The organism is Achromobacter aloeverae (assembly GCF_004121055.1).
Lineage (GTDB): Bacteria > Pseudomonadota > Gammaproteobacteria > Burkholderiales > Burkholderiaceae_B > Bordetella_C > Bordetella_C aloeverae.
Window position 1 is genome coordinate 516224 of record NZ_PYAL01000002.1, and the last position, 20383, is coordinate 536606.

The following is a 20383-nucleotide window of genomic DNA, read 5'->3' on the forward strand; positions in this document are numbered from 1 at the left end:
GCCCGGCTGCGCATTCAGGCGGGCGTCACTCGCCAGATGCGGTACGGCTGGTCGGGGTGCAGGTGCACGCCCTGTTGCTTGCCGCGCCATACCATGCGGTTGCCGTCGATCAGGTCCTCCGCCTGCAAGGGACCGTCGTCGGGCAGGCCGAATTCCCACATGGGAATTTCCAGGACGACGTCGCGGGGGTGATGTGGATCCAGGCTGATGGCGACCAGCAGGACGTTGTCGCGCTGCGGCGTGGACTTGGAGAAGAACAGCACCTGGTCGTCCCAGGCCGTGTGCCAGCGCACGCCCAGGTGCGTGTGCAGCGCGGGATTGGCGCGTCGGATGGCATTCAGGCGGGTAATCTCGCGCACGATATTGCCGGGACGTTCATGGTCCCAGGCGCGGATCTCGTATTTCTCGGAATCCAGGTACTCTTCCTTGCCAGGCACCGCGGACGCTTCGCACAGCTCGAAGCCGTTGTAGACGCCCCAGAGGCCGGACAGCGTCGCGGCCAGCGCCGCGCGGATCAGGAAGCCGCCGCGCCCGGATTGCTGGAGAAAGCGCGGGTTGATGTCCGGCGTGTTGACGAAGAAATGCGGGCGGAAGAAATCGGCGGGCGGGCCCTGCGTCAGCTCGGTCAGGTATTCGGTGAATTCCTGCTTGGTCTCGCGCCACGTGAAATAGGTATAGGACTGGCTGAAGCCGACCTTGGCCAGCCGGTACATCATCTTGGGGCGCGTGAAGGCTTCCGACAGGAACAGCACGTCGGGATGGCGGCCCTGCACGTCGCCTATCATCCACTCCCAGAAGGGCAGCGGCTTGGTGTGGGGATTGTCGACGCGAAAGACCCGCACGCCCTGCGCTACCCAGAACAGCACCACGTCGCGCAGCGCGCGCCACAGCGGCGCCTGGCGCGACGCGCCGGGCTTGGCGCCGTAGAAGTCGACGTTGACGATGTCCTCGTATTTCTTGGGCGGGTTCTCGGCGTATTTCAACGAGCCGTCCGGACGCCAGTCGAACCATTCAGGATGCGCCTTCAGCCACGGATGGTCCGGCGAACACTGGATGGCGAAGTCCAGCGCCAGCTCCAGCCCGTGCGCGCGCGCCGCCGCCACCAGGCGACGGAAATCGTCCAGCGTACCCAATTGCGGATGCAGGGCGTCGTGGCCGCCGTCTTCCGATCCGATGGCATAGGGACTGCCGGGATCGTCCGGCCCGGCCTGCAGGCTGTTGTTGCGGCCCTTGCGGTTGCGCGCGCCGATCGGATGGATGGGCGGGAAGTACAGCGTATCGAAGCCCATGGCGCGCACGCGCGGCAACGTGGCGATGACGTCGTCGAAAGTGCCGTGGCGTCGCGGATCGCCGCTTTGCGAACGGGGGAAGATCTCGTACCAGCTGGAGAATATCGCCGCCGGCCGGTCTACCGTGACCGGATAGATGGCGGAAGTGGTTTCGAAACGGCGGTCGTCGGCCTCGCGCATCGCGCGCGCGGTGGCCGCGTCCAGCAAGGCGGCCACCTGGTCGGGCGTGGGCGAGGGGAAGCGCGGCGGCGATGCCTCGCCGGCGCTTTTCTTGCGGTCGCGGCGTGGCTTCTCGGCGGGCGCGGCGCCGAGGACGCGCAGGACCTGGCGCAGCGCCGCCGCGCTGGTTTCCGCGGTGTCCGGCAGCCGCTCCAGCGCTTCCTGCACCAGGCCGCGACCTTCGGCGGTCTCCAGCGCGATATCGACGCCCGCGCGGTACTTCTTTTCCAGGCCGTCGCGGAAGGTCGTCCAGGCATCGTCCCAACCTTGCACCGCGTAGTAATGGCGGCCGATGCGGGCCGGCGCGAAGCTGGCCGTCCAGCGGTCGTTGCCGAGCGGCGTCATGGGCACGCGCTGCCATTCCTTGTCGTCGGCGGCGCGCCACAGCAGCGCCACGGCGATGTATTCATGGCCGTCGCAAAAGACATCGGCCTCGACCGTGATGGTCTCGCCGGCGATGCGCTTGATGGGGAAGGCGCCGTCGTCCACCGCCGGCGTGACGTGCTCGATGGCCAGGCGAGGTTGGCGCATCGCCGCGGTGACGCCCAGGCGCGTGTCGTCGGACGCCGGCACCGTGACCGGCGGCAGGCGGCTCGCGCCCAGCCGCAGCATGTCGCCGGGCGCCAGCGTCGTCGGCAGGTCCTGGGCCGGGCGGTCGGCGTCCCACTGGTCCAGGCGGCCGTAACCGTCCGGCAGGCGCGCGCGCAGGGCGTCCCAGTCCGGCGAGGCCGCCACGTCGTCGCTGGGATTCAGGACGATCAGGCGCGCGCTGCCGCGTCCGGCGCCGGCGGCAGGCGTCGCCGCGCCGTCGCCGCGGAACAGCGCGGTGACGCCGGTATGCGGCCCCTGAAGGCTGTGCAGCGGCCCGCGTGCGGACGCCGTGCGGGCCAGCCACTGGTTGGCGCGGCCGATGTCGATGTGCAGGCCGGGATCGCCCTGCGGGTCTTCGCGCACGCCGCTGCCGTCGCGTTCGAGCGCATGGGTGGCGGCGTCCTCGAAACCCATGGGCACCAGCACGCCATCGCCGACCACGGCCGCGGTCCAGACCGCGCGCGCGGCGTTGCGGTAGCGGCCGGCGGGGTCGCTGCGCCAGGAGGCCACGCGCTTGGCGTAAGGCGCTTCCACGGGCGCGATGACCGGGGCGATGGCGCGCAAGCGGTCGGTTTCCTCCAGCAGCCACTCGGCGCGGTAGTCCCACCAGGGGAATGACGAAAACACGCCATCGAAGCCGACACCGGCCAGCGGCGCCACGTCCCAGGGCGCGACCCCGGGCGTCCAGGCCAGCCAGCGGCAGTCCGGCCGGACCGCGCGCACGCCCTGGATCAGGTCGCGCCAGTCCGCCGGCGCCAGTTGCGCCAGGCCTTCGCAGCGGAAGCCGGCCACGCCGTTCTCCACCCACAGGCCCAGGCGTTCGATCCAGTGGTCGACAAAGCCGGCCGGCGCGCGCCCATGCTCGCGGCGCAGCGGCAGGGCATGGCGGTCTTCCCAGGGACGGCGCGGGTCGAGCAGGGCATCGCCACCGGCGTCTTCGTACCAATGAGGATGGGCGCGCGCCGCGGCGCCGTCGATCGCCACTTTTTCCAGCGGCAGGTCGATCATCAGCGCCAGTCCGTGCTCGCCGCACAGCCGCGACAAGGCGGTCATGGCGGCCGCCAGGTCCATGTCTCCCAGCGCCGGATGAAGGCGGTCGGGATCGTCGGGAACGTAAGGGTTGCCGGCGGGGTCGGGCGCCCACAGGGGCGCCGTCATCAAGGTATCGAAACCCAGCGACTTGATACGCGCGCACCGGGCCTGCCAGTGGCTGAAGCTGTCTCCGGAGAGGGAGCCAACGTGCAAGGGATGAACATAATAAATACGCATGAGCAGGCCTGGATCGACGTCGGCGTTGGCGGAAGAACGAGGGATGAGCGGGCGGTCCGCGGCATCAGTCTCCCGCGCCGGCGGCCAGTGCCACCGGTTGCGCGACAGTCAATGCCTTCAGCGGGCGCGTGGCCGCGCTGACCTGGTCAAGCAGGCTGGGACGTCCCAGCGCGGTGACCTCCGCCGGCGCCAGGCTTTCGGCGGCGACGCGGTCGGGCTGGATGGACCGGTACAGCGTCATGTAGAGCGGCGCGGCGCGCTCCCAACTGAAATCCGCGGCCATGGCCTTGTGCTGCATGGCGCGCCAGATCTCGGGACGGCGGTAGAGACCCAGCGTACGGGTGATAGCAGCCGCCATCGCGTCGACGGTCTCGCCGTCGAACAGCACGCCGGTGGCGCCGCGCATGGCATCGCGTCCCGCGGCGGCGCCCAGGTCGACGATGGTGTCGGCCATGCCGCCGACGCGCGACCCGATGGGGATGGTGCCGTAGCGCATGGCGTACAGCGGCGTCAGGCCGAAGGGTTCGAAGCGGCTGCCGTGCAGCAGCATGTCGCCGCCGGCATGCAGCTTATGCGCGGCGTCCTCATCGAAGCCGATGCGTACGCCGCAGCGTCCGGGGTAGCGATGGGGCAGGCGCTGGAACTCCTGCTCCAGCCCGCGTTCGCCCTGGCCCAGCACGGCGACCTGCAACTCGGGGTGGTCGTCAAGCGCGCGCTGGACCGCGTGCAGCGCCAGGTCGGCCATTTTCTGGTGCGTCAGGCGGCTGCCCATGATCAGCAAGGGCGCGTCCGCATCCAGGTTCAGCCCGTAGCCCCGCTGTAATTCCCGCTTGTTGTGCGCCTTGTTGGCCATGTCGCCCGCGTGGTATCGATAGATGCCCAGGTGCGGGTCGGTGGCGGGATCCCATTCGCGCGCGTCGATGCCATTGGGGACCGGCAGCAATTCGTGCTGGCGCGCCGCCAGCAGGCCTTGCAGGCCGCAGCCGAAACGCTCGGTCAGGATTTCCCGGGCATAGGTGTAGCTGACCGTGGTGATGCGGTCGGCGTAGCGCAGCCCCGCCTTCATGAAGCTCAGCTTGCCCCAGAACTCGGCGCCGTCCCAGGTCAGGTATTTGTCGTCGATACCCAGCGACTCCGCCCATTCCATGTCGTAGACGCCCTGGAAGGCCATGTTGTGGAGGGTCAGCACGCTCTTGACGTCGTGCAGGCCGGCATCGCGCAGCAGGAGCGGCACCAGGCCCGCGTGCCAGTCGTGTGCGTGCACGATGTCCGGACGGTCGAGCCGGGTGCGACCCGCCGCGATGTGCAGCGCGGCGTGCGCGAGGGCGCCGAAGCGCAGCGGGTTGTCAAGGTATTCGCGGCCGTCGCGGTCCACATAGAGGTGATCGCGGTCGTACAAGGCATCGTTTTGCAGAAGCAGCACCGGCACGCCCCCCAGCGCGGCGCAAGGCGCCCGCATCAGGCGCGCCGGCCCGCCGGGCAGGTCGGTAAAGCGGGCGACCTCGCGGGCGCCGGGCAGGCGGTCCAGTACGCCGCGATACGCAGGCATCAGGATCTGGACGGACGCGCCCGGCGCGGCATGTAGCGCGCGCGCCATGCCGCTAACCGCGTCCCCGAGGCCCCCGGTCTTCGCCAAGGGGAATGCTTCCGACGTTACAGCCAAGATTTTCATCGACACGATACCTGCTCCAGAGGCGACGGCATGATGGGGACGTATGGGCAAATTACGCGGGCCGGCTGCGTGTCACCGCGCCACGAAATACTGCGGCGCAAAAAAAGCGGTGACATGACAATTTCTACGCCGAATATTTCGGTTTGGATATCGCCTGCCCTTCAATTTTTGTCTGGTGAGCAAGCACCGTGCCCGCCCGTTTCCGAGGAGAAAACGCGGTTTCACCGGCCGGGGATTGAATTGAATGGTTACCAAATTCTTGCACTGCAATAGCGGGGGCGGATCACGCCCGGCGTGCTATTTGCTTGCGGGGGCGCTAGCTGCCGAGCATCGCTTGCGAGCGGCCCCGGGGGCTCCCGCGGACCTTCCAGCAACTCCTAACCCGCTACGTAGCGTCCCCACGATGGATCTGATCGTCGCCCGTCCCGAAGGCCTTTACTGTCCGCCCGGTGATTTCCATATCGACCCCTGGCGACCCGTCGATCGGGCGGTGATCACGCACGCGCATGCCGACCATGCCCGCGCCGGCAGCCGGCATTACATGGCGGCGGCGGCGGGGCAGGCCGTGCTGCGGCAGCGACTGGGGGACATCGACCTGCAGGCCGTCGCCTACGGCGCACCGGTGACCCACAACGGCGTGCGGATCAGCCTGCATCCGGCGGGGCACGTCCTGGGATCGGCCCAGGTCAGGGTGGAGCACCGCGGCGAGGTATGGGTGGCGTCGGGCGACTACAAGCTGGGCGACGATCCCACCTGCGCGCCTTTTGAACCGGTGCCTTGCGAAGTGTTCATCACGGAATCGACCTTCGGCCTGCCCATCTACCGGTGGCAGTCCGGGGACGCCCTGTATCGCCAGATCAATGCCTGGTGGGCCGGCAATGCGCAGGCCGGACGCACGTCGGTGCTGTATTGCTATGCCTTCGGCAAGGCGCAGCGGATCCTGTGCGGACTGGACACGGCGACCGGACCCGTCGTCGTGCATGGCGCGGTGGAAACCGTCAATCGCGGCTATCGCGCGGCCGGCGTGGCGCTGCCGCCGGTCTTGCGGGCCGACGAGGTGGACGCCCAGGCGCTACGGCGGGCCCTGGTTCTGGCGCCGCCGTCGGCGCGCGGGACCGGCTGGCTGCGCCGCTTCGGCGACCATGCGGACGCGTTCGCCAGCGGCTGGATGCAGGTGCGAGGCGCTCGCCGCCGCCGCGGCGTGGACCGTGGCTTCGTGCTGTCGGACCATGCCGACTGGCCGGGCCTGCAGACGGCCATCGGTGCGTGCGGCGCGAGCCGGGTGATCGTCACGCACGGACAGGTGGCGGTGCTGGTGCGCTGGTTGAACGAACTGGGCATCGCCGCGCAGGCCTTCGAAACGGCCTATGGGGACGATGAGAACGATGCGGCGGATGCCCACGAGGCCCCGGACACGCCGGAGCAATCCGGTCCGGAGGTCCCGCAATGAGGGCCTTCGCCGAGCTGTATGCCCGCCTGGACGCCACCACCTCCAGCAACGCGAAGCTGGCGGCCATGAGCGATTATTTCCGCACGGCGCCGCCGGAGGACGCCGCGTGGGCCGCCTATTTCCTTGCCGGCGGCAAGCCGCGCCAACTGGTGCCGACACGGCTGCTGCGGCAATACGTCATGACGGCGGCCGGCATTACGGAATGGCTGTATGAAGAGTGCTACCAGGCCGTGGGCGATATGGCGGAGACGCTGTCGCTGCTGCTGCCGGAGCCTGGACAGGCCGACGATGCGGGCCTGGCGCAATGGGTGGAGGAACGCCTGCTGCCCCTGCGGGGGCTGCCGCCCGAACAGGTGCTGGAGCGCCTTGCCGCCTTGTTCGAGCGCCTGGATGCGCATGGGCGCTTCGTCTGTGCCAAGCTGATGACGGGCAGCATGCGGGTCGGCGTGTCGAAACTGCTGCTCACGCGGGCGCTGGCGACGGTGGCGGGGATCGAAGCCGGGCACATGGCGCAGCGCCTGATCGGTTATACGGACATCGGCGCGCGACCGGCCGCGCAGGCCTACCTGGATCTGCTGGCGCCCGTGTCCTTCGATGCCGGGGCGCGCGCGGATGGCCAGCCTTATCCGTTCTTCCTCGCCCATCCGTTGGCGGCGCCCCTCGAACGCCTGCCGTCAATGCTGGGGCCGACCAGCAGCTGGCTGGTGGAGTGGAAGTGGGATGGCATACGGGCGCAGGTGGTGCGCCGGGCGGCGCAGACCTGGGTATGGTCGCGCGGGGAAGAACTGGTCAGCGAACGTTTTCCCGAACTGCTGCGGCTGGGCGGCCTGCTGCCCGACGGAACGGTGCTGGATGGCGAGATCGTGGTCTGGCGCGAAGGACGCGTCCAGCCGTTCGCGCAATTGCAGCGGCGCCTTGGCCGCAAGAACGTCGGCGCGCGGCTGCTGGCGGACGCGCCGGTGGTGCTGCTTGCCTATGATGTGCTGGAACTGGAAGGCGTGGATCTGCGCAGCCAGCCGCAGGCCGCGCGCCGCGCGGCGTTGGAGCGGCTGGCCGACCAGGTGGCGGGGCGGGAGCGGGCCGGCCATGAGCACGGCGCCAGGGGCAACGATGGCGACAGCGCATCCACCCCTTCGTCCTCCTTGATCCTGTCGCCCTTGCTGCATGGCGACGACTGGGCCGCATTGGAGGCGCAGCGCGCCAAATCGCGGGCACTGGGCGTGGAGGGCATGATGCTGAAGGCCGCCAGCGCCGCCTATGGCGTCGGGCGCACGCGCGAGACGGGCATCTGGTGGAAATGGAAAATCGATCCCTATTCCATCGATGCCGTGCTGATCTATGCGCAACGTGGCCACGGACGCCGCGCCAGTCTCTATACCGACTATACGTTCGCCGTGTGGGACGGGCCGCCCGGGGCGGCCGATCGCCAGCTGGTGCCTTTCGCCAAGGCCTATTCGGGCTTGAGCGACGAGGAAATCCGCGCGGTCGACGCCATCGTGCGCAAGACCACGATCGAGAAGTTCGGACCGGTGCGCAGCGTGGCGCCGACGCAGGTGTTCGAACTGGGCTTCGAGGGCATCGCGCGCAGCGCGCGCCACAAGAGCGGCGTGGCGGTGCGCTTTCCGCGCATGCTGCGCTGGCGCCAGGACAAGGGCGTGGCCGACGCGGACACCTTGCAGACGCTGGCGGAGCTGCTGCCATCATGACGCGTGCGAGCGCTGCCGCGTTGACCCCCGACGCCATTGCCCGCAACGTGGCGTGGATGGCGCGGCAGGGCTGGCGGCCTTTCGATTTCCAGCATGAGATATGGGACGCCATGGCGCGTGGCGAGAGCGGGCTGCTGCACGCGACCACCGGCGCGGGCAAGACTTACGCGGTCTGGCTGGGCGCGCTCGCCGCCTATGCGCCGGCGCGCACGCCCAAGCCGCCGCCCTTGACGGTGCTGTGGTTGACGCCCATGCGCGCGCTGGCCGCCGATACGGCGCAGGCCCTGGCGCGGCCCATGGCCGACCTCGATAGCGCATGGACGGTGGGCGTGCGCACCGGCGACACCTCCAGCGCGGTACGCGCCGCGCAGGACCGTACCTTGCCCACGGCGCTGGTGACCACCCCGGAGAGTCTCTCCCTGCTGCTGGCACGCGCGAATGCGCGCGACCTGCTGGGCCGCGTCCGCGCGGTCGTGGTGGATGAGTGGCACGAGTTGCTGGGCAACAAGCGCGGCGTGCAGGCGCAATTGGCGTTGGCGCGCCTGCGACGCTGGAATCCCGGGCTGTGCACATGGGGCTTGTCCGCCACGCTGGGAAATCCGCGCGTGGCGCTCGACGTGCTGCTGGGCGTGGACGAGGCGGCCGCGCCATCCGCGGACGGCAGGGGCCGCCTGGTTCGCGGCCGCTTGCCCAAGGCGCTGGTCATCGACACCTTGCTGCCGGCCGACCCCTTGCGCTTTCCGTGGGCCGGCCATCTGGGCATGTCCATGCTGCCGGCGGTCTGTCGCGAGATAGAGGCCAGCGCCACCACGCTGGTCTTCGTCAACACCCGTGCACAGGCCGAGCTCTGGTACCAGGCCTTGCTGGAGGCGCGGCCCGACTGGGCCGGCGTGCTGGCGCTGCATCATGGGTCGCTGGACAGCCAGACCCGGGAGTGGGTGGAGGCGGGGCTGAAGGATGGCTTGCTCAAGGCCGTGGTCTGCACGTCCAGCCTGGACCTGGGCGTCGACTTCCTGCCGGTCGAACGGGTACTGCAAATCGGCTCCGCAAAGGGTGTCGCACGGCTGCTGCAACGTGCGGGTCGCTCGGGCCACGCGCCCGGGCGCCCGTCGCGTGTGACGCTGGTGCCGACGCACAGCCTGGAACTGGTAGAGGCCAGCGCCGCGCGCGCGGCCGCCCAGGCGGGACGGATCGAATCGCGCGACCCGCCGGACCGCCCGCTGGACGTGCTGGTGCAGCACCTTGTGACCATCGCGCTGGGCGGCGGCTTCCGGCCGGACGATCTCTACGCGGAGGTGCGGCGGGCCTATGCCTATCGGCACCTGTCGCCGGAGGAATGGCAATGGGCCCTGGACTTTGTCGCCAGCGGCGGCCGTTCGCTGGGCGCCTATCCGGATTACCGGCGCGTCGTCCCCGACGACGAAGGCGTCTGGCGCGTGCCGGACGCGCGCCTGGCGCGCCGGCATCGCATGAGCATAGGCACCATCGTCGCGGATGCCGCCATGCAGGTGCGTTATTGGTCCGGCCGGGGCGGTGGCGCAAGATTGGGGACCGTGGAGGAGGGCTTCATCGCGCGCTTGCGGCCGGGCGACTGCTTCCTGTTCGCCGGGCGCCTGCTGGAATTGGTGCGCGTGCACGAGATGACGGCCTATGTCCGTCGCGCCCAGGGCCGCCGGCCCGCCGTTCCGCGCTGGAACGGCGGCCGTATGCCCCTGTCCAGCGAGTTGGCCGACGCCGTGGTGGAGCAGTTCGCGTTGGCGGCGCAGGGGCGCTTCGAAAGCCCCGAGCTCGCCCGCGCCGAGCCCATGCTGGCCTTGCAGGCCAGATGGTCCGCGCTGCCGCGGCCCGGCGTGTTGCTTGCGGAGACGCTGCGTTCGCGGGAGGGATCCCACCTGTTCCTGTATCCGTTCGGGGGCCGCCATGTGCATCTGGGGGTGGCCAGCCTGGTTGCGTGGCGCGTGGCGCAACGGGCGCCGGCGACGTTCACGCTCGCGGTCAACGACTATGGATTGGAACTGCTGTGCCCCGAGGCGCAGGATTGGCCGGCGCTGTTCGCGGACGCGTCCCTCGGCTTGCTGGAGGAAGGGGATCTGCTGGAAGACGTCCTGGCCAGCCTGAATGCCGCCGAGCTGGCGCGGCGGCGCTTTCGCGAGATCGCGCGTGTGTCCGGACTCGTGTTCCAGGGATTTCCCGGCGCGCACAAGAGCGCGCGGCAGTTGCAGGCGTCATCCAGCCTGTTCTACGAGGTCTTCCGCGAGCACGACCCACGCAATCTGTTGCTGACACAGGCCGAGCGCGAGGTCCTGGCGCAGGAGCTGGAACTGCGCCGCCTGCGCGAGGTGCTGGCGCGACTGCGGTCCAGCCGGCTGCAATGGCAGCCCTTGGCGCGCGCCACGCCCTTGTCCTTTCCATTGATGGTCGAACGCTTGCGCGAGAAGCTGTCGACCGAGAAACTGGCGCAAAGGGTGGCGCGCATGCTGGCGGACCTGGAGAAGGCGGCCGACGCGGCGCCGATGACCGAAGCGGGGAGGCGACGCAATGTCCGGCGCAAGGCCTGAGCATGAGCGTGAGGGTGGACATGAACGTGAACGTGCAGGGGGGGCCTCACGGCCGGATCCCGGGATCCCGGCTGCGAGGGATGCCACGGCCGCCGCTGCTGGCGCGACCGCCATGTCCGGCGCGATGGCCGGGGCGGCCGCGGTCGAAGTGGCTGGCGAGCGCGTATACCTGCTGCCACAGCGGGCGCTCTGGTGGCCCGCGCGCGGCGCCTTGCTGCTGGCCGATCCGCATTTCGGCAAGGCCGCCGCCTACCGGTTGCTGGGGCAGCCGGTGCCGGCCGGGACGACCGCGGCTACCCTGGCCAGGCTGGACATGCTGATCGCGGTCCTGCCGGTACGGTTATGCGTGGTGCTGGGAGATTTCCTGCATGCGCGGGCCGCGCGCGCGCCGGCCACGCTGGCGGCCCTGGAAGCGTGGCGCGCTCGCCATCCGGGATTGCGGCGGGTGCTGGTACGTGGCAACCACGACAGCCGCGCCGGTGACCCCCCGCCGGAACTGGGGTTCGAAGTGGTGGACGAGCCGTATCGGCTGGGACCCTACGATTGCCGGCACCACCCGCCCGTGCAGGGGGCGACGTCCGTGGGACGGTATGCATGGGCCGGGCACCTGCATCCGTCCCATGTCTTGAGCGGCCGTGGCCGCGACAGCGTGCGATTGCCCTGTTTCGTGCTGGACGAGGATCACGGCGTGCTGCCGGCCTTCGGCGCATTCACCGGCACCTGGCCGGTGGAAAGTCGCCAGGGGCGCCGCATTTTCGTGGTGGCGCAGGACCGGGTGCTGGCGGCGCCGGCGCGGGGCGGCTGAACGGGCTGGTCCCGGTATCAGCCGTCGCAGTCCGCCCAGCAATTGGGCGTTTCGTACAGGCGTACCCGCGTCAGGCGCAGGTCCAGCCCGTAATGGCCGTGATAGTGCGGCGCCAGCGTATCGAAGGCGATGCGCGCCAGGTTTTCCACCGTGGGGATGCGGTCCAGCACCACGGTCTTGTGACCCGGCAGGCTGTGCAGGAAGGCCAGCACCGCCTGGTCGCCGGCATGGACGAGGAAAGCGTGGTCCCACCGGTCCACCAATTCCCTCTTGGCGATGGCCTTGATCTCGGAAAAGTCCATCAGCATGCCGTTGTCGGAACTGCCGGGGGTGTCGACGACGTCGCCTTGCAGCGTGACTTCCAGCACGTACCGGTGGCCGTGCATGTTGCGGCATTGGCTGCGGTGGTCGGGAATGCGATGGCCGGCGTCGAACTCCAGCTTGCGAGTGACGGAAATCATGCCAGGCTCCAGGCCTGGAGGGCGGTAATCATGGAATGCCTATGTACTTATGGGTTTGCAGGCTGAGACGCCATTGCGGATGCTGCGTGCAGTAGCGCACGGCGCGCTCGGTATGAGCGGCCCGCTGCGGGCCGTCCATGGGCTGCAGGAAAAAATGCTCGAAATCCAGGCCGGCGAAGGCCTCCGGCGGCGCGTCGAGTTGCGGATAGACCAGCTTCAATTCATTGCCCGACCGCAGCGCCACCGGCGCCGTGCCCTTGGGACTGACGCAGATCCAGTCGATGCCGGGCGGCGGCAGCAGCGTGCCATTGGTCTCGATCGCGACTTCGAAGCCTTCGGCGTGGACCGCCTCCAGCAAGGCGGCGTCGAGTTGCAGCAGGGGTTCGCCGCCCGTGAACACGACGTAGCGGCGGTCGCGGTTCGGTCCCCAGGTGGCGGCCAGGGTCGCGGCCAGCGCCTGCGGGGTGGCGAACTTGCCGCCGCCGGGGCCGTCGGTGCCGACGAAGTCGGTATCGCAGAAGGTACAGGCGGCGCTGGCACGGTCGCTTTCACGGCCCGACCACAGGTTGCAGCCGGCGAAGCGGCAGAACACCGCGGCCCGGCCGGCCTGGGCGCCTTCGCCCTGCAGGGTCTTGAAAATTTCTTTGGCGGCGTAGGTCATGGCGTAGCGGGAAAGCGGGCGAACCGACTATTTTAGCAAGCCGCTCGCCCGGCTGCCCGCGCCAGGACGCCATCCGTCCCCTAGGCGGGGAAAAATGCGAAGCGCACCACGAACAGGGCAGCCACCAGCCACGTCGCCACGTGGATCTCGCGCGCGCGGCCCGTCAGCGTCTTCAGGACCACGTAGCTGATGAAGCCGAAGGCCAGGCCGTTGGCGATGGAGTAGGTGAAGGGCATGACCAGGGCCGTCAAGGCCGCCGGGGTGGCCTCGGCGACGTCGTTCCAGTTGACATCGATCAGTTCTCGCATCATCAACCCGGCCACGTAGAGCAGGGCGGGCGCCGTCGCATAGGGCGGCACCGAGCCGGCCAGCGGCGAAATGAACAGCGCTGCCAGGAACAGCAGGCCGATCACCAGGGCCGTCATGCCGGTGCGGCCTCCGGCCTGCACGCCGGAGGCGCTTTCCACGTAGGCGGTGGTGCTGCTGGTGCCCAGCAGGGAGCCGGCGACGATGGCCGCGCTGTCGGCGAACAAGGCCTGGCCCAGCGCGTTGGACTTGCCCTCCGTCACCAGCCCGGCGCGCTTGGCGACGCCGATCAGGGTGCCGGTGGCGTCGAAGACTTCGACCAGCACGAAAACCAGGATGACGTGGAACAGGCCGCCTTGCAGCGCGCCGCGTATGTCCAGTTGCAGCAGCGTGGGCGCCAGGCTGGGCGGAGCGGAGAAAATGCCCTTGAATTCGTTGTAGCCCAGCAGCATGGACAGCACGGTGACCACCAGGATGCCGATCAGTATCGCGCCGCGCACGCGCAGGGCGTCCAGCGTGGCGATGACGAAGAAGCCCAGGATGGCGAACAGGGGACCGGGCGCGCGCAAGTCGCCCAGCGTTACCTTGGTGGCCGGATGGGCGATCACGATGCCGGAGTTCGACAGGGCGATGATGGCCAGGAACAGGCCTATGCCGGCCGCGATGGCGCTGCGCAGGGAGTTGGGTATGCCCCGCACCAGCCACGCGCGTATTCCCGTCACCGTCAGCAGCAGGAAGATGAGGCCCGAGATGAAGACCGCGCCCAGGGCCTGTTGCCAGCTGAATCCCATGGTCTTGACCACGGTGAACGCGAAGAAGGCGTTCAGCCCCATGCCGGGCGCCAGGCCGATCGGCCAGTTCGCCAGCAGGGCCATGACCAGGGTGCCCAGCGCCGCGGCGAGGCAGGTGGCGACGAAGACCGCGTCGCGGTCCATGCCCGTGGACGACAGGATGGTCGGGTTGACGAAGATGATGTAGGACATCGTCAGGAAGGTCGTCAGGCCGGCCACGGCTTCGGTGCGTGCATTGCTGCCGTGCTCGCGCAGGTGAAACAGTCTCTCCAGCATCTTTTCTCCGTCTGTGGTTGCCGCGTCCCTTGGACTGGGGGGCGATGGTACGGATCTTCAGGGGGATAGGCAATTGGCTATGGTATCGCTTCGCGCATGCCGAAGGCTGCCGGGGCCGCCCGGGGCCGGCCGAGGTCCCGGACGTCCCGCGGCGGCAAGGCGCGGGCACGGTGCGCCGGCGCAATGCAAGGCGTGGGCGGCGCCGCGCCGGCGCAAGGTAAACTGCGGCCCATCATGATTATTCTTGGCTTCGAAAGCTCCTGCGACGAGACCGGCGTGGCGGTGGTCGACACCGCTCGCGGCCTGCTCGCGCACGCCCTGCACACGCAGATCGCCATGCACCAGGAGTATGGCGGGGTGGTGCCGGAACTGGCGTCGCGCGACCATGTGCGGCGCGTGCTGCCGCTGACCCGCAAGACCCTGGCGGATGCGGGACTGACCGTGGCCGATGTCGACGCCGTCGCCTACACCGCGGGCCCCGGCCTGGCCGGCGCCTTGCTGGTCGGCGCCAGCGTGGCCCAGGCCTTCGCCTGGGCGCGCGACCTGCCCGCCATTGCCATCCATCACCTGGAGGGGCATCTGCTGTCGCCCCTGCTGGCCGACCCCCGCCCGGAGTTTCCCTTCGTGGCCCTGCTGGTGTCGGGCGGCCATACGCAATTGATGCGGGTCGACGGCGTCGGCCGCTACGCGCTGCTGGGCGAGACGCTGGACGACGCCGCCGGCGAGGCCTTCGACAAATCGGCCAAGCTGCTGGGCCTGGGCTACCCCGGCGGCCCCGCGCTGGCGGCGATGGCCGAACATGGCGATGCGAGCCGGTTCGAGCTGCCCCGTCCGATGCTGCATAGCGGCGACCTGGATTTCAGCTTCAGCGGCCTGAAGACGGCGGTGCTGACGCGGGTGCGGGCCGCGGAAAAGGACGGTGGCACGCTGGACGACCAGGCGCGCGCCGATCTTGCGGCGGCGACCCAGGCCGCCATCGTCGACGTGCTGGCGGCCAAGGCGGAAAAAGCCCTGAAGCAGACGGGCTTGAAGCGGCTGGTGGTGGCGGGTGGGGTGGGGGCCAACAAGCGGCTGCGCGCGCGGCTGGCACAATCGCTGCCGCGCCTGAAGGCGCGCGCCTATTTTCCGCCGCTTGAGCTTTGTACCGACAATGGGGCGATGATCGCTTTTGCCGCCAGTGAGCGGGTCAAGGCCGGACTGGTCACGCTGCGGCGGGACGAGCATGCGTTCACGGTGCGTCCGCGCTGGGATCTGGCGGATATATCGGCCTGAAATGCCGGCCTGGGCGGCCCAGGGGCGTCCAGGTCGTGCGCTCCGGCGTCCAGGCCGCCTTTCTCAGCTTGCCTTTTTCTTGCTGCCGATGCGCGATTCGGTCCCGTTCAGCAGCCGCGTGATGTTGGCGCGGTGCCGGAAAATGAGCAGCAGCACGATGATGGCGATGGCCACGGTCAGCGGTCCCTGGGCATACCAGGCCAGCCCGCTGCCGAAAACGTAGTAGAAGGGCGCGAAGACCGCCGCGGCCAGCGCGGCCAGGGACGAGTAGCGGAAAAACACCGCCACGATCAGCCAGGTCGCCACGGTGGCCAGCGCCAGCAGGGGCTCTATCGCCAGCAGCACGCCCAGCGCCGTCGCCACGCCCTTGCCGCCGCGAAAACGCAGGAACAGCGGAAACAGATGTCCCAGGAAAACCGCCAGCGCGACCATGGCCACCACGTTCCAGGACAGCGACGGCGTACCCAGCCGTTCGGCCAGCCAGACGGCGAACCAGCCCTTGGCGGCGTCGCCCAGCAGCGTCAGCGCGGCTGCCGTCTTGCTGCCGGAGCGCAGCACATTGGTGGCGCCCGGGTTGCCGGATCCATAGCTGCGAGGGTCCTGCAATCCCATCAGCTTGCTTACCACGACCGCGAAGGGGACGGACCCGATCACATAAGCCAGTACGACCAGGGCCAGGCTAAACAAGATGGAATGCGGTTCCTGCACCATGAGTAGGTTTCCATAAGGACGACAGCCGCGGATTCTACTCCCTCGGCCGCCCGCCATGGCGGCGTTCGGGATGCGCAGCGGGTACAATTCGAGCCGCTCCGGCGGTTTGTTTTTGCCGATGGCCGCTCCAAGGTAGAAACGCCCCATCAAGGCGGCAATTGGCGTAGGCCGCGCCAGGTAAGCATATTTTTGGAAGGACAATGCGGATTCTCGTATCCAACGACGACGGTTATACGGCGCCGGGCCTGCTGGCGCTGGTCGAGGCGTTGCGGGGGCTGGGCGAATTGACGGTCGTGGCGCCGGAGGTCAACCACAGCGGCGCGTCGAATTCCCTGACGCTGAACCGGCCCTTGTCCGTGCGCGAAGCGGCCAACGGATTCCTGTACGTCAACGGCACGCCCTCGGATTGCGTCCACGTCGCCCTGACCGGCGGCCTGGTGCCCGTCCGTCCGGACCTGGTGGTCTCCGGCATCAACAATGGCGCGAACATGGGTGACGACACCCTGTATTCCGGCACCGTCGCCGCCGCGACCGAGGGTTATCTCTTCGGCATTCCCGCCATCGCTTTCTCGCTGGCCCAGAAAGGATGGGAGAACCTGGACGCCGCCGCCGCCATGGCGCGCCGGGTGGTGGAGCACCAGATCGCGCAGCCGCTGGCCGCGCCGGTGCTGCTGAACGTCAATTTTCCCAGTCGTCCCCTGGAAGCCATGACCGGCTGGGCCGTCACCCGCCTGGGCAAGCGCCATCCGTCGGAACCGGTAGTCCGCACCACCACGCCCTATGGCGATCCGGTGTACTGGATAGGCCCCGCCGGCGGCGCCGCCGACGCGACGCCGGGAACGGACTTCCACGCTGTCGCCGAAGGCAAGGTATCCATTACCCCCTTGCGCCTGGACCTTACGCACCAGGCGCAACTCGACCCGGTCCGCGCCTGGGCGGAGCCGCTATGCGCAAGCCGGTGAACCCTCCGACGGCGGCATCCACCCCGGCCTCTGCGACGCGGGCGGAGCCCACGCGCACGCGGGTCAACCCGGCCACGGGCATCGGCAGCCACAGCGGCCAGGCGCCCAAGGGCGTGACGGCTGCCAACAGCAATACGCGGATTTCGTCGGCCACGCTGCCGCGGCCCGCGGCGGCGCCCGCGGCGCCCAGCGCCGCCGGCAATCTGGGCTTGAATTCCGCGCGCTTGCGCTCGGCCATGGTGCAACGGCTGCGCGCCCAGGGCATTACCGATGAACGGGTGCTGACCGCCATGGAGGCCGTGCCGCGCCACATCTTCGTCGACCAGGCGCTGGCCAGCCGCGCCTACGACGATGCGGCCTTGCCGATCGGCCATTCCCAGACGATTTCCCAGCCGTGGGTGGTGGCGCGCATGATCGCCGCCGTCTGCGAGGGGCGCGCGCCAACGCGGGTGCTGGAGGTCGGCGCAGGCTGCGGCTACCAGGCGGCCGTGCTTGCGCATATCGTCCGGGATGTCTACGCCATTGAAAGAATACGCGGACTTTTTGATTTGGCGCGCGATCACCTGCGGTCGTTGCGCCTGAACACGCGAGTGCGGTTAACGTATGGCGACGGCATGCTGGGCCTGCCTAACGCCGCGCCATTCGATGCTATCGTTGTGGCCGCCGCGGGCATCGCCATCCCGCAGGCGCTGCTGAATCAGTTGGCGCCGGGCGGACGGCTGATCGCGCCGGAAGGCACATCGAACCAGCGCCTGGTGCTGGTCGAGCGGACCAGCGCGACGGCGTGGAAGCGTACGGAATTGGAAGCGGTGCGTTTTGTTCCGCTAAGGGCCGGCATACAATCTTGAGCAACCAGGAGAATCATATGCTCAACGGGCAGTTGTCACTGACCGGAATCAGTCATTTCGCGGGCGCGTCCTTCATGCGCGCGCAACGTAGCTTCATGATCGCGGGCCTGTTCGGCTGCGTGGTCCTCGCCGGTTGCACGACCGGGCCGCGCGCGCCCGTGGTCGACCTGACCAACGCGCCGCCGGCGCCGGCGACCAGTGGTGCAACGGGCGGCACGTATGTCGTCAAGCCTGGCGACACCTTGTACAAGATCGCTCGCGCCAATGGCGTCGACGTGGACACCCTCAAGCGCTGGAATGGCATGAGCGATTCCAACGTCCTGTCCGTCGGCCAGGTTCTCAAGCTGTCCGCCCCGGCGGGCGGCGCCGCCGGACCCATCGGCGCGCGTCCGATCGCCAAGCCGCCGGAACAGAATACGGAGCCCACGCCGCTGCCGCCGCCGGGCGAACAGCCCCAGCCGTCGTCGCCGTCCGCGCCGCCGGCGACGACGCCCAGCACCCAGCCCCCGCCCACCGTGGCCGAGACGCCGAAGACGCCGCGCGCGGCTGATGCCGGCATCATCAACTGGGCCTGGCCGGCCAGCGGACAACTGATCCAGACCTTCAACGCCAACACCAAGGGCATCGACATCGGCGGCAACGCCGGCGATCCCGTCACGGCGGCGGCCGACGGCAAGGTGATGTACAGCGGCAATGGCGTGCGCGGCCTGGGCAACCTGATCATCATCAACCACAACAACGGCTTCATCACCGCCTACGCGCACAACCGCGCCTTGCTGGTGAAGACCGGCCAGGAGGTCAAGCGCGGCACCAAGGTGGCCGAAATCGGCCAGACCGACGCCGCGTCGCCGCGCCTGCATTTCGAGATCCGGCGCCAGGGCACCCCGGTCGACCCCTTGCAATACCTGCCGCAGCGATGACGCCGACCCTGGTCTTCGACCTGGAGACCCTGCCTGACGTGCAGGGTCTGCGGCGGCTCAACGGCTGGGGGCCCGACGTGTCCGACCTGGAGGTGGCGGAGCGCGCCTTTGCCGCGCGCCGCGAAGCCACCGGCGGCGATTTCCTGCCCCTGCACCTGCACCAGATCGCCGTCATCGGTTGCGTCTTTCGCGACGAGCAGGGCTTTCGCGTGCGGACGCTGGGCAACCCGGACGATGCGGAGCCGGCCCTGCTGGCTCAGTTCTTCAAGACGATAGAGCGCTATACGCCCAAGCTGGTGAGCTGGAACGGCTCGGGCTTCGACCTGCCCGTGCTGCACTATCGCAGCCTGATCCACGGCGTCCCGGCGCCGCGCTACTGGGACCTGGGCGAGGACGACCGCGAGTTCAAGTTCAACAACTACATCGGCCGCTATCACACCCGCCACATCGACCTGATGGACGTGCTGGCCAAGTACAACGGGCGCGCCAATGCACCGCTGGACCAGTTGGCCAAGCTTTGCGGCTTTCCCGGCAAGCTGGGCATGGACGGCGGCAAGGTGTGGGAATCCTGGTGCCAGGGACGCGCCGACGAGGTGCGCGCCTATTGCGAGACCGACGTCGTCAATACCTGGCTGGTCTACTGCCGCTGGCGCTTCCTGCGTGGCGAGCTGGACCGCGTCTCGTACGACGAGGAGATTGCGCTGGTGCGCGAATCGCTGGCCAACAACCCGGCGCCGCACTGGCGGGAATACCTGGCCGCGTGGGACGCAAATTGAGGAGGGTTTGTGGAAGCGGGCCTGAAACCCCACTTTCGCAACCGACTGAAATAATCCTCCTCGGATAAGAAACCAACTCGTAATCAGGCTGGACAGACAATGGTCTCGCGTTCCCACTCCACAGGAGACCAAGATGTCCCGATTCGCACTTCGTCCTATCATTGCCGGCCTGTCGCTGACCCTTGCCGCCGGCGCCTTGTCCGGCACGGCCCTGGCCGCCGCCGCCACTGACGCTCCCGCCGCCGCGCCCGCGGCCACGGCCCCGCAAGGCGGTCACGCCGGCAAGGGCTCGCACGCCGGTCCCGGCGAACACCGCCGCTGGGAGGGCATGCGCGACGCCTTGTGGATTCCCGGCCTGGGCCCCATCGGCAAGAAGGAAGTCGATCAGCTGAAGCTGAATACCCAGCAGGAAGGCCTGTTCAAGACCGCGCAGGAGGCCCAGCGTGACCTGGGCAAGTCCATGCACGAGGCCGGCCGGTCCCGCCACCAACTGCTCGACGAGCAGATCAAGGCCGGCAAGCTGGACCCGCACGCGCTGATGGACCAGGAAAGCCAGAGCCGCCAGCAGTTCCAGGGCCAGGTCGACCAGGTCAAGCAGAAGTGGCTGGCGGTCTGGGATAGCCTGAACGATACCCAGCGCGGCCAGGTGACCCAGTTCGTCAAGCAGCGCCAGGCCCGTTGGGAAGCCGACCGCAAGGAGCATCGCGGGGAGCATCGTGGCCCGGACGGCCATCGCCCGCCGCCCGCCGGGGCGCCGGCGCCGGCTGACAAGCCGGCGGGCTGATCGTCCGGTGACGGCATAAGGTGCTGCCCCGCCGGCCAGGCGTGAGATCCTGGTCG

Annotated in this window: 16 protein-coding genes; 10 read left to right on the forward strand and 6 right to left on the reverse strand. The window is 69.0% G+C overall.

Annotated elements, in window-relative coordinates:
- Positions 1-14: 14 nt before the first annotated feature.
- Both C7R54_RS09215 and glgA read right to left on the reverse strand, forming a co-directional pair.
- Positions 15-3368: a maltotransferase domain-containing protein gene (locus C7R54_RS09215; protein WP_129149888.1), complete on the reverse strand. Its 3354-nt coding sequence runs from the start codon at positions 3366-3368 to the stop codon at positions 15-17.
- Positions 3369-3432: 64 nt separating this feature from the next.
- Positions 3433-5040: a glycogen synthase GlgA gene (gene glgA / locus C7R54_RS09220; RefSeq protein WP_129149889.1), complete on the reverse strand. Its 1608-nt coding sequence runs from the start codon at positions 5038-5040 to the stop codon at positions 3433-3435.
- A gap of 403 nt (positions 5041-5443) precedes the next feature.
- On the opposite strand from glgA, the gene C7R54_RS09225 reads away from it, so the two are divergent.
- The 4 genes from C7R54_RS09225 (at position 5444) to pdeM (ending at position 11559) form a co-directional block, all read left to right on the forward strand.
- Positions 5444-6490: a ligase-associated DNA damage response exonuclease gene (locus tag C7R54_RS09225; RefSeq protein WP_129149890.1), complete on the forward strand. Its 1047-nt coding sequence runs from the start codon at positions 5444-5446 to the stop codon at positions 6488-6490.
- Positions 6487-8196 (forward strand): ATP-dependent DNA ligase, encoded by a 1710-nt coding sequence (locus C7R54_RS09230; RefSeq protein ID WP_129149891.1) that lies wholly within the window; start codon positions 6487-6489, stop codon positions 8194-8196. Before C7R54_RS09225 ends, C7R54_RS09230 begins: the two co-directional genes overlap by 4 nt.
- Positions 8193-10754 (forward strand): ligase-associated DNA damage response DEXH box helicase, encoded by a 2562-nt coding sequence (locus C7R54_RS09235; protein ID WP_192903623.1) that lies wholly within the window; start codon positions 8193-8195, stop codon positions 10752-10754. Before C7R54_RS09230 ends, C7R54_RS09235 begins: the two co-directional genes overlap by 4 nt.
- A gap of 112 nt (positions 10755-10866) precedes the next feature.
- Complete coding sequence (gene pdeM / locus C7R54_RS09240) at positions 10867-11559, forward strand: ligase-associated DNA damage response endonuclease PdeM (protein WP_129149893.1); 693 nt, start codon at positions 10867-10869, stop codon at positions 11557-11559.
- A gap of 17 nt (positions 11560-11576) precedes the next feature.
- Here pdeM and queD read toward each other — a convergent pair whose 3' ends face one another.
- From queD to C7R54_RS09255, 3 genes are all read right to left on the reverse strand, one after another.
- Complete coding sequence (queD, locus tag C7R54_RS09245) at positions 11577-12020, reverse strand: 6-carboxytetrahydropterin synthase QueD (RefSeq protein WP_129149894.1); 444 nt, start codon at positions 12018-12020, stop codon at positions 11577-11579.
- A gap of 28 nt (positions 12021-12048) precedes the next feature.
- Positions 12049-12681, reverse strand: a complete 633-nt coding sequence (gene queE / locus C7R54_RS09250; RefSeq protein WP_129149895.1) for a 7-carboxy-7-deazaguanine synthase — start codon at positions 12679-12681, stop codon at positions 12049-12051.
- Positions 12682-12761: 80 nt separating this feature from the next.
- Positions 12762-14054 carry an NCS2 family permease gene (locus C7R54_RS09255; protein ID WP_129149896.1) on the reverse strand — a complete coding sequence of 431 codons (1293 nt, stop codon included), beginning with the start codon at positions 14052-14054 and terminating at the stop codon, positions 12762-12764.
- 234 nt (positions 14055-14288) lie between these two features.
- On the opposite strand from C7R54_RS09255, the gene tsaD reads away from it, so the two are divergent.
- Entirely contained in the window at positions 14289-15326 is a 1038-nt protein-coding gene (gene tsaD, locus C7R54_RS09260) for a tRNA (adenosine(37)-N6)-threonylcarbamoyltransferase complex transferase subunit TsaD (RefSeq protein WP_129150435.1), read from the forward strand.
- 63 nt (positions 15327-15389) lie between these two features.
- Here tsaD and plsY read toward each other — a convergent pair whose 3' ends face one another.
- Entirely contained in the window at positions 15390-16037 is a 648-nt protein-coding gene (gene plsY, locus C7R54_RS09265; protein WP_129149897.1) for a glycerol-3-phosphate 1-O-acyltransferase PlsY, read from the reverse strand.
- 200 nt (positions 16038-16237) lie between these two features.
- On the opposite strand from plsY, the gene surE reads away from it, so the two are divergent.
- The 5 genes from surE to C7R54_RS09295 all read left to right on the forward strand — a co-directional run bounded on the left by surE (position 16238) and on the right by C7R54_RS09295 (position 20327).
- Positions 16238-16999, forward strand: coding sequence for a 5'/3'-nucleotidase SurE (gene surE, locus C7R54_RS09270; protein ID WP_129149898.1), 762 nt, complete (start codon positions 16238-16240; stop codon positions 16997-16999).
- 155 nt (positions 17000-17154) lie between these two features.
- Positions 17155-17847 carry a protein-L-isoaspartate(D-aspartate) O-methyltransferase gene (locus tag C7R54_RS09275; RefSeq protein ID WP_129150437.1) on the forward strand — a complete coding sequence of 231 codons (693 nt, stop codon included), beginning with the start codon at positions 17155-17157 and terminating at the stop codon, positions 17845-17847.
- A 17-nt stretch (positions 17848-17864) separates the two neighbouring features.
- Positions 17865-18767 carry a peptidoglycan DD-metalloendopeptidase family protein gene (locus tag C7R54_RS09280; RefSeq protein ID WP_129149899.1) on the forward strand — a complete coding sequence of 301 codons (903 nt, stop codon included), beginning with the start codon at positions 17865-17867 and terminating at the stop codon, positions 18765-18767.
- Entirely contained in the window at positions 18764-19543 is a 780-nt protein-coding gene (locus tag C7R54_RS09285; RefSeq protein WP_129149900.1) for a 3'-5' exonuclease, read from the forward strand. The genes C7R54_RS09280 and C7R54_RS09285 overlap by 4 nt, the downstream gene beginning before the upstream one ends.
- Positions 19544-19676: 133 nt before the next feature.
- Positions 19677-20327, forward strand: coding sequence for a hypothetical protein (locus C7R54_RS09295; RefSeq protein ID WP_158021180.1), 651 nt, complete (start codon positions 19677-19679; stop codon positions 20325-20327).
- The last annotated feature ends 56 nt before the right edge of the window (positions 20328-20383 follow it).

Excerpts from the sequence above, each read along its gene's own strand:
- C7R54_RS09215 (WP_129149888.1), bottom strand. The coding sequence starts at position 3,368 with ATGCGTATTTATTATGTTCATCCCTTGCACGTTGGCTCCCTCTCCGGA.
- glgA (WP_129149889.1), bottom strand. The coding sequence starts at position 5,040 with ATGAAAATCTTGGCTGTAACGTCGGAAGCATTCCCCTTGGCGAAGACC.
- C7R54_RS09225 (WP_129149890.1), top strand. The coding sequence starts at position 5,444 with ATGGATCTGATCGTCGCCCGTCCCGAAGGCCTTTACTGTCCGCCCGGT.
- C7R54_RS09230 (WP_129149891.1), top strand. The coding sequence starts at position 6,487 with ATGAGGGCCTTCGCCGAGCTGTATGCCCGCCTGGACGCCACCACCTCC.
- C7R54_RS09235 (WP_192903623.1), top strand. The coding sequence starts at position 8,193 with ATGACGCGTGCGAGCGCTGCCGCGTTGACCCCCGACGCCATTGCCCGC.
- pdeM (WP_129149893.1), top strand. The coding sequence starts at position 10,867 with ATGTCCGGCGCGATGGCCGGGGCGGCCGCGGTCGAAGTGGCTGGCGAG.
- queD (WP_129149894.1), bottom strand. The coding sequence starts at position 12,020 with ATGATTTCCGTCACTCGCAAGCTGGAGTTCGACGCCGGCCATCGCATT.
- queE (WP_129149895.1), bottom strand. The coding sequence starts at position 12,681 with ATGACCTACGCCGCCAAAGAAATTTTCAAGACCCTGCAGGGCGAAGGC.
- C7R54_RS09255 (WP_129149896.1), bottom strand. The coding sequence starts at position 14,054 with ATGCTGGAGAGACTGTTTCACCTGCGCGAGCACGGCAGCAATGCACGC.
- tsaD (WP_129150435.1), top strand. The coding sequence starts at position 14,289 with ATGATTATTCTTGGCTTCGAAAGCTCCTGCGACGAGACCGGCGTGGCG.
- plsY (WP_129149897.1), bottom strand. The coding sequence starts at position 16,037 with ATGGTGCAGGAACCGCATTCCATCTTGTTTAGCCTGGCCCTGGTCGTA.
- surE (WP_129149898.1), top strand. The coding sequence starts at position 16,238 with ATGCGGATTCTCGTATCCAACGACGACGGTTATACGGCGCCGGGCCTG.
- C7R54_RS09280 (WP_129149899.1), top strand. The coding sequence starts at position 17,865 with ATGCTCAACGGGCAGTTGTCACTGACCGGAATCAGTCATTTCGCGGGC.
- C7R54_RS09285 (WP_129149900.1), top strand. The coding sequence starts at position 18,764 with ATGACGCCGACCCTGGTCTTCGACCTGGAGACCCTGCCTGACGTGCAG.
- C7R54_RS09295 (WP_158021180.1), top strand. The coding sequence starts at position 19,677 with ATGTCCCGATTCGCACTTCGTCCTATCATTGCCGGCCTGTCGCTGACC.